Source organism: Sphingomonas sp. (genome assembly GCF_042091075.1).
In the GTDB taxonomy this organism is placed as follows: domain Bacteria; phylum Pseudomonadota; class Alphaproteobacteria; order Sphingomonadales; family Sphingomonadaceae; genus Sphingomonas.
The window spans coordinates 1-7,840 of sequence record NZ_JBELIE010000023.1 but is presented as its reverse complement, the minus strand read 5'-3'; the positions used below and the strand labels follow the sequence as shown (position 1 = coordinate 7,840).

General features: G+C 68.3%; 9 protein-coding genes and 1 pseudogene. All 10 read left to right on the top strand.

All coding sequences use genetic code 11. From position 1 onward, the window contains the following. Positions 1 to 404 (top strand): ATP phosphoribosyltransferase (hisG, locus tag ACFDSW_RS04155; RefSeq protein WP_375249014.1); only part of this gene is annotated, 404 nt, incomplete at its 5' end. Continuing rightward, entirely contained in the window at positions 401 to 1,696 is a 1,296-nt protein-coding gene (gene hisD / locus ACFDSW_RS04150; protein ID WP_375249013.1) for a histidinol dehydrogenase, read from the top strand. The genes hisG and hisD, both read left to right, overlap by 4 nt. 161 nt (positions 1,697 to 1,857) lie before the next feature. Further along, the gene (nusB, locus tag ACFDSW_RS04145) at positions 1,858 to 2,325 is read left to right on the top strand and encodes a transcription antitermination factor NusB (protein WP_375249012.1); all 468 of its coding nucleotides are present in this window, start codon (positions 1,858 to 1,860) and stop codon (positions 2,323 to 2,325) included. Positions 2,326 to 2,327: 2 nt separating this feature from the next. Beyond that, the gene (locus ACFDSW_RS04140) at positions 2,328 to 2,504 is read left to right on the top strand and encodes a DUF4169 family protein (protein ID WP_375249011.1); all 177 of its coding nucleotides are present in this window, start codon (positions 2,328 to 2,330) and stop codon (positions 2,502 to 2,504) included. A 9-nt stretch (positions 2,505 to 2,513) separates the two neighbouring features. Then, entirely contained in the window at positions 2,514 to 3,293 is a 780-nt protein-coding gene (gene map, locus ACFDSW_RS04135) for a type I methionyl aminopeptidase (RefSeq protein WP_375249010.1), read from the top strand. After that, complete coding sequence (thiL, locus tag ACFDSW_RS04130) at positions 3,290 to 4,171, top strand: thiamine-phosphate kinase (RefSeq protein WP_375249009.1); 882 nt, start codon at positions 3,290 to 3,292, stop codon at positions 4,169 to 4,171. Before map ends, thiL begins: the two co-directional genes overlap by 4 nt. Before the next feature lie 78 nt (positions 4,172 to 4,249). Continuing rightward, positions 4,250 to 6,388, top strand: coding sequence for a sodium-translocating pyrophosphatase (locus ACFDSW_RS04125; RefSeq protein ID WP_375249008.1), 2,139 nt, complete (start codon positions 4,250 to 4,252; stop codon positions 6,386 to 6,388). 200 nt (positions 6,389 to 6,588) lie between these two features. Further along, positions 6,589 to 6,834 carry a translation initiation factor IF-1 gene (gene infA, locus ACFDSW_RS04120; RefSeq protein ID WP_022685627.1) on the top strand — a complete coding sequence of 82 codons (246 nt, stop codon included), beginning with the start codon at positions 6,589 to 6,591 and terminating at the stop codon, positions 6,832 to 6,834. A gap of 53 nt (positions 6,835 to 6,887) precedes the next feature. After that, positions 6,888 to 7,460, top strand: a complete 573-nt coding sequence (locus ACFDSW_RS04115; protein ID WP_375249007.1) for a Maf family protein — start codon at positions 6,888 to 6,890, stop codon at positions 7,458 to 7,460. Further along, positions 7,453 to 7,840: pseudogene (locus tag ACFDSW_RS04110) on the top strand (hypothetical protein); the annotation flags it as partial. The gene ACFDSW_RS04115 and the pseudogene ACFDSW_RS04110, both read left to right, overlap by 8 nt.

Sequence of the window (7,840 nt, the reverse complement as noted above, 5' to 3'; positions counted from 1 at the left end):
TTTATGCCCCGGTCGATCTCGACATCGGCCATTGCCGGCTGTCGGTGGCGGAGCCGGTCGATATGGCGGCGAAGGACGATCCGCGCGGATGGAGCCATGTTCGCGTCGCGACCAAATATCCGCACGTCACCGCCGCGCATTTCGCGCGCCGCGGGGTGCAGGCGGAATGCATCAAGCTGAACGGCGCGATGGAGCTGGCGCCGACGCTGGGGCTGGCGGCGCGGATCGTCGACCTCGTCTCTTCGGGGCGCACGCTGAAGGAAAACGGACTCGTCGAGGTGGAGCGGATCATGGACGTGTCCGCGCGCCTGATCGTCAACCGCGCGGCGATGAAGACGCGCGCGGCGGTATTCCCGCTGGTGGGGGCATTCCGCACCGCCGTCACACCCCGGGCAGCGGCATGATCCGGCTGGACAGCGCCGACGGTGATTTCGCCGCGCGCTTCGATGCGCTGGTCGACGACCGGCGCGAAACCGCGGTGGACGTCGCGCGCGACGTCGCCACGATCATCCGGGCGGTGCGCGACGATGGTGACGCCGCGCTGCACGCCTTCACGCAGAAGCTCGATCGCCACGATCTGAACACCACCGGCTGGCGTGTCGAGGCCACCGCCTGCGCCGCCGCGTTCGACGCGCTGGAACCGGAATTGCGCGCCGCGCTGGATCTCGCCGCGCAGCGCATCCGTGCCTATCACGAACGGCAGCGGCCCGAGGATACCGCCTTCACCGACGCCGCCGGCGTTCGGCTCGGCGCGCGCTGGCGTGCGGTCGACGCCGCCGGCATCTATGTCCCCGGCGGACGCGCGGCCTATCCCTCGACCCTGTTGATGAACGCCATCCCCGCGCGGGTCGCGGGGGTCGAGCGGCTGGTGGTGGTGACGCCGACGCCCGATGGCACGATCAATCCGCTCGTGCTGGCCGCCGCGCATCTGGCGCAGGCGGACGAGGTGTGGCGGATCGGTGGCGCGCAGGCGATCGCCGCGCTTGCCTATGGCACCGAGCGGATCGCGCGCGTCGACGTGGTCACCGGCCCCGGCAATGCCTGGGTCGCGGAGGCGAAGCGCCAGGTCTATGGCGTCGTCGGCATCGACATGGTCGCGGGGCCGAGCGAGATCGTTGTCGTCGCCGATGGCGCGAACGATCCCGACTGGATCGCGGCCGACCTGCTGAGTCAGGCCGAGCATGATACGACCACGCAGTCGATCCTGTTCACCGACGATGCCGGCTTCGCCACGCGCGTCGCCGATGCGGTCGAACGCCAGTTGCAGGCGCTGCCGACCCAGTCGGTGGCGCGGGTGGCGTGGGAGGACAATGGCGCGATCGTCACCGTGCCGACGCTGGCGGACGCGATTCCGCTGGTCGACCGGCTGGCGCCGGAACATGTCGAATTCGCCTGCGACGATCCCCAGGCACTGTTCGATCGCCTGCGCCATGCCGGTTCGGCGTTCCTTGGGCGCCACACGCCGGAGGCGATCGGCGATTATGTGGCCGGGCCCAACCATGTCCTGCCGACCGGGCGCCGCGCGCGCTTCGCCAGCGGCCTGGGGGTCACCGACTTCATGAAGCGCACCAGCTTCCTGCAGCTCGACGAAACCGCATTGGCGGAACTGGGCCCGGCCACCATCGCACTGGCGCAGGCGGAGGGGCTGCCCGCGCATGCCAGGTCAGTCGCGCTACGGCTGCGGACGAACCGCTAGGCCGGGTCGACGTTCGGCTTTTTCTCTCCTGCCCTTTCCTCGTCCACCAGGAGGGGACAGGCTCCCTTCCGCAGACGCCTCATACCGGCACGCCGACAGACAGGAGGGATCGTGACGCGCGGGGGTGACGTCGCCGTCGGATCGGCGTAGAGCGCGCCGCCATGTCCCAGATGTCCGTTTCCTCTTCCGCCCGGTCGCGCGCGCGCGCCGCGGCGCGGCTCGCCGCCGTACAGGCGCTGTATCAGCACGAGATGGAGGGCACCGCGATCCCGGCGCTGCTCCACGAATTCCACCATCATCGCATCGGCGCGACGATCGAGGATGTCGAATATGCCGATGCCGACGTCGCATTCTTCGACGATATCGTGCGTGGCACGCACGCGCGCGGCGACGAGATCGACCGGCTGATCGGCGGCAAGCTGGCGAAGGGCTGGACGCTCGACCGGCTGGACCGCCCGATGAAGGCGATCCTGCGCGCGGGCACGTGGGAGCTGCTCGCGCGGCAGGACGTGCCCGTCGGCGCGGCGATCAGCGAATATGTCGATGTCGCGCACGCCTTTTACGAAAAGCGCGAGGCCGGGTTCGTCAACGGTCTGCTCGACGCGATCGCCAAAGAGGTGCGCGGCTGACGATGGCGGAGGTCGTCAACCTCCGCCGCTTTCGCCGCGCCAGGGCGCGCGATGACGCTGCGGCGCAGGCGGCCGCCAACCGCGCCGCCTTCGGTCGCACGAAGGACGAGAAGGCCGCCACCAGCGCCGAGATCGCCCGACGCGACGCACTCCTCGACGGCGCGAAGCGAGAGGAATAAGATCAGGAGATGGTGAAGACCCCGGACGAGATCGCGCTGATGCGACAGGCGGGCGCGCTGCTCGCCCGCGTATTCGAGATGCTCGACGATCAGCCGCTTCTGGGACGATCGACGCTCGATATCAACGACTTGGTCGAGCGGTTCATCACGATCGAGTGCGCCGCGCGCCCCGCCAGCAAGGGGCAATATGGCTTCGCCTACGTCCTCAACTGCTCGATCAATGCGACCGTCTGCCACGGCGTGCCCGACGCCGGCACGATCGTGCGTGACGGCGATATCATCAATCTCGACATCACGCTGGAAAAGGACGGGTTCATCGCCGATTCCAGCAAGACCTATCTCGTCGGTGCGGTCGCGCCGTCCGCGCGCCGGCTGGTGCAGGTGGCGCAGGAGGCGATGTGGAAGGGGATCGCGCAGGTGCGGCCCGGCGGCCATGTCGGCGATATCGGCTTCGCGATCGAGCGCCATGCCAAGAAGCACGGCTATGCCGTGGTGCGCGAATTCTGCGGCCATGGCATCGGACGGGAAATGCACGAGGAACCACAGGTGCTCCATTTCGGTCGCCCCGGCACCGGCGTGCTGCTGCGCGAGGGCATGACCTTTACCGTCGAGCCGATGATCAACCAGGGCACGCGCCGCGTCACCACCGCCGACGACGGCTGGACCGTCACCACCGCCGACGGTAAATTATCCGCGCAGTTCGAACATACCGTGGCGGTAACCGCGACGGGCGTGGAGGTGTTGACGCTGCGCCGCGACGAGCGCGTACCCGCCGCCCGGCGCGCGTGAACGAAGCGGCGTTCCTGGCCCGGCTGCGCGCGCTGCCGCTGCATCCGGGCGCAGCCGGGCTGGGCGACGATACCGCCGCACTCGCCGGGCTGACGATCACCACCGATACGCTGGTCGAGGGGGTGCATTTCCTGTCCGACGACCCCGCCCCCGACGTCGCATGGAAATTGCTGGCGACCAACCTGTCGGATCTCGCCGCAAAGGGCGCGCTGCCGATCGGCGTGTTGCTCAATTATCCGCTCCGCGACGCCGCGTGGGACGCGGCCTTCCTCGACGGGCTGCACGTGGCGCTGGACAGGCTGGGGACCAGGCTGCTGGGCGGCGACACGGTCACGCTGCCGGCGGGCGCGCCCCGCATCCTGACGCTGACCGCTTTCGGCCACGACGCCCCCGCCCCGTCGCGCTCGGGCGCATGCGTGGGCGACGCCTTATGGGTGACGGGCACGATCGGCGATGCCGGCGAAGGGTTGCGGATCGCGCAGGCCGGCGGCAACGGCGATCCCCGCCTGCTGGCGCGCTATCGCCGGCCGGTGCCGCGCCTGGCGGAGGGGCGCGCGCTCGCGCCCCTCGTTCATGCGATGATGGACGTGTCGGACGGATTGCTGATCGACGCCGAACGGATGGCGGCCGCGAGCGGAGTGGCGATTACCGTAGATCTCGGCGCGGTGCCGCTCGCCGCCGGGATCAGCGATCCGCTGACCGCCGCGACGGCGGGCGACGATTACGAGCTGCTGTTCGCCGCCCCGGCGGCATGGAAGCCCCCGGTGGCGGCCACGCAGGTGGGCATCTTCGCGGCGGGCGACGGCCTGTCGCTAACCCATGATGGGCGATCAGTGCCGCGCCCCCCCATACTGGGCTATCAGCACGGCTTGCGCTGACGCTTCCGCATGTTAGCCTTCCCACCTCGCGAGGCGCACGGCGACAGACCGTGCCCCGCAACAGGAGGGATGTGAGGCATGACCATCGTCTACCTTGCCATGGTCTGCGGCCTGATCGCCGTACTCTATGGCTTCGTCACCAGCCGGCAGGTGCTCAGCGCCTCGCCGGGCAATGAACGCATGCAGGATATCGCCAGCGCGATCCAGGAGGGCGCCCGCGCCTATCTGGGGCGGCAATATACCACGATCGCGATCGTCGGCGTCGTCGTGGCGGTGGTGCTGTTCCTGACGCTCGGCACGCTGTCCACCGCCGGCTTCCTGATCGGCGCGGTGCTGTCGGGGGTGGCGGGGTTTGTCGGCATGAACATCTCGGTGCGCGCCAACGTCCGCACCGCGGAGGCGGCGCGCGGCTCGCTGCAGGGCGGGTTGACGATGGCGTTCCGCTCCGGCGCGGTGACGGGCATGCTGGTCGCCGGGCTGGGCCTGCTCGCGATTGCCACCTTCTTCTGGTATCTGACCGGCCCGGCCGGCCGGCTGCCCAATGATCGCGCGATCATCGAGGCGCTGACCGCGTTGGCCTTCGGCGCGTCGCTGATCTCGATCTTCGCGCGGCTGGGCGGCGGTATCTTCACCAAGGCGGCGGATGTCGGCGCCGATCTGGTCGGCAAGGTCGAAGCGGGCATCCCGGAGGACGATCCCCGCAACCCGGCGGTGATCGCGGACAATGTCGGCGACAATGTCGGCGATTGCGCGGGCATGGCGGCCGACCTGTTCGAAACCTATGTCGTCACGCTGGGCGTGACGATGGTGTCGATCGCGCTGCTGATTCAGGCCAGCCCGGCGGAGCTGATGCGGTTGATGAGCCTGCCGCTGATCGTCGGCGGGGTGTGCATCATCACCTCGATCATCGGCACGTACATGGTGCGGCTGGGATCGAACGGCTCGATCATGGGCGCGCTGTACAAGGGCTTCTGGACTTCGGCGATCCTGTCGATCCCGGCGATCTGGGCGGCGGCGCACTATACGCTGGGCGACATGAACGCGGTGATCGGCGGCGCGGGCTTCCTCGACGCGGGTAACGACGGCGCCACCGCCGCGGCGGGCTTCACCGGCATGGACCTGTTCTGGTGCATGATGATCGGCCTGGGCGTGACCGGGCTGATCGTGTGGATCACCGAATATTACACCGGCACCAATTATCGCCCGGTCAAGTCGATCGCCAAGGCGAGCGAAACCGGCCACGGCACCAATGTCATCCAGGGGCTGGCGATCTCGCTGGAGGCGACCGCGCTACCGACGCTGGTGATCGTCGTCGCGGTGGTGGCGGCGTACAAGCTGGCCGGAATCATCGGCATCGCCTTCAGCGCGACGTCGATGCTGGCGCTGGCGGGCATGGTCGTCGCGCTCGACGCTTATGGCCCGGTCACCGACAATGCCGGCGGCATCGCCGAAATGGCCGGACTGGAGGATGAGGTGCGGCACAAGACCGACGCGCTCGATGCGGTCGGCAACACCACCAAGGCGGTGACCAAGGGCTATGCGATCGGCTCCGCCGGGCTGGCCGCGCTGGTATTGTTCGGCGCCTATACCACCGACTTGCAGACCTATTTCCCGGACCTGACGGTCGATTTCTCGCTCAGCAACCCCTATGTCATCGTCGGCCTGCTGCTAGGCGCACTGCTGCCCTATCTGTTTGGCGCGTTCGGAATGACCGCCGTCGGTCGCGCGGCGGGCGCGGTCGTGGAAGAGGTGCGCGGCCAGTTTCGCGACAATCCGGGCATCATGGCGGGCACCAGCCGCCCCAATTACGGCCGTACCGTCGATCTCGTCACTCGCGCCGCGATCCGCGAGATGATCGTGCCGTCGCTGCTGCCGGTGCTGTCGCCGATCGCGCTTTACTATATCGTCACCGCGGTCGACGGGCAGGCCTCGGGCTTTGCCGCGCTGGGGGCGATGCTGCTGGGCGTGATCGTCTCCGGGCTGTTTGTCGCGCTGTCGATGACCAGCGGCGGCGGCGCGTGGGACAATGCGAAGAAATATATCGAGGATGGCAATCACGGCGGCAAGGGTTCCGAAGCGCACAAGGCGGCGGTGACGGGCGATACCGTCGGCGATCCGTACAAGGACACCGCCGGCCCGGCGGTGAACCCGATGATCAAGATCACCAATATCGTCGCGCTGCTGCTGCTGGCCGCGCTGGCGGGTCACGGAGGATGATCATGGCGTGAGCATGCCGGCGGCGCGCATGCGTCGCCGGTTGCATCTGCCGGACCGGCGACAGCTTGCCCAATAGCGCCGGTCCCCTCATATCGCATTGCGGACAGGCGCGGATCGTGCCAGCCAACTCGCGCGCTTGCCTTCCCTTTTCCTGCCGTCTCGGCTAAGGGCGCGCGCATTCAACGCGAAAGAGACACCGTTTGGCGAAAGAAGAACTCCTCGAAATGCGCGGACAGGTGGTGGAACTGCTGCCCAACGCCATGTTCCGCGTCCGGCTTGAGAACGATCACGAAATCCTGGGCCACACCGCCGGCAAAATGCGCAAGAACCGCATTCGCGTGCTGGTCGGGGATGAGGTGCTGGTCGAACTGACCCCCTATGACCTGACGAAGGGGCGGATCACCTATCGCTTCATGCCGGGCCGTGGCGGCCCCGGCCCGTCCTGATCCACGCCGTTCTTCGTTGAGCCGTGCCCGGCGCCATGCCGGGCCTAGCGATCATGGCGGATCTCGTCCTTGCCTCCTCCTCCCCGCGCCGCCGCGACCTGCTGGCGCGGATCGGTGTCGTGCCCGCGCGCATTCACGCGCCCGATATCGACGAGACGCCGCGTGCCCGTGAACTGCCGCGCGCCTATGCGCTGCGGCTGGCGGAGGAGAAAGCGCGCGCCGTGCCCCGCGCCGCGCACGAGGCGGTGATCGCGGGCGACACCACGATAGCGCTCGGCCGCCGCATCCTGCCGCCCGCGGGCGACGAAGCGACGCAGCGGGCATTGCTCACGCTATTGTCCGGACGGCGTCATCACGCCCTGTCGGCGATCTGCGTCATCGCCCCCGACGGCAAGCTCCGCACCCGGCTGGCGGATACGATCGTCGCGTTCAAGCCGCTCTCCCCCGACGAGATCGACGCCTATGTGGCGTGTGGCGAGGGGCTGGGCAAGGCCGGCGGCTATGCGATCCAGGGGCGCGCGGAGGCCTTCGTGCGCTTCCTGCAGGGCAGTCATTCCGGCGTGATCGGGTTGCCGCTGTTCGAGGCGCGCGCCCTGTTGGTGGCGGCGGGCGTCGGCGTTGATTGAATGGCTGTACGAAGACGGGATCGGCGAGGCACGGGCCGCGCTGGTCGATGACACCGACATCATCGCGGCACGAATCGAGCTGCCCGGCGCGCTGCGGGTGGGGACGATCGCCCCCGCGCGGCTGACCGAGCGACTGATCGCGACGCTGGACGACGGGTATCCGAGTCGCCGTCCTCCGACCTTGTATCTCGCGGGGTCGAACTTGTCTCACGACGACGCGAAAGAGATCGTGCGAAAATGCATCGACACTGTGTACTGTTGTGAAGACGTGTGTATTTATTCTGCAGTTGAGTACTTGCGCGACGTTCTCGAAGAGGTCCTCGAAGATGTTCTCGAAAATGACGAGCACGGCGAGGAGAAGGAGGATCCTCGCGTCGATC